Genomic DNA, 399 nt, shown 5'->3' on the forward strand with positions numbered 1-399 from the left:
GACAGGCCCTGGACACCCCGGCCCGCGCCCTCACCGTCCAGACCGCCGCCCGCGCCGTCACCAAGGCGATCACGGAGGACCGCCCCCTGGACGAGATCGAGATGTCGGTGATCGACGCATGTGCCCGAATGGGTTCCGTCCCGCCGCAGTTGCCCCCCGATTCCGCGAAGTAAGGTGCAACCGAGCGCGCCAGGACGGAGTCTGTCCTGGGGAAACGCGAAGCACGACCGACGGGCGAGGAGTTGAGCCGACCATGCAGTGTCCGAAGTGCCATGCGCCGATGCACACGTACAACCGCAACGGCGTCCAGATCGAGCAGTGCAGCGGCTGCCGGGGGATCTTTCTCGACTACGGCGAGTTGGAGGCGCTGACCCGCCTGGAGTCGCAGTGGTCCCAGCC

1 protein-coding gene and 1 pseudogene are annotated in these 399 nt (G+C 67.9%); both read left to right on the plus strand.

Annotated elements, in window-relative coordinates; genetic code table 11:
- Nucleotides 1-173: pseudogene (locus GRC12_RS46270) on the plus strand (aminoglycoside phosphotransferase family protein); the annotation flags it as partial.
- 80 nt (nucleotides 174-253) lie between these two features.
- Nucleotides 254-399, plus strand: a 146-nt coding sequence (locus GRC12_RS45150) for a zf-TFIIB domain-containing protein (RefSeq protein ID WP_208786166.1), incomplete at its 3' end; no start/stop codon positions are given.

It is taken from the genome of Streptomyces griseorubiginosus, from assembly GCF_017614965.1.
In the GTDB taxonomy this organism is placed as follows: domain Bacteria; phylum Actinomycetota; class Actinomycetes; order Streptomycetales; family Streptomycetaceae; genus Streptomyces; species Streptomyces griseorubiginosus_B.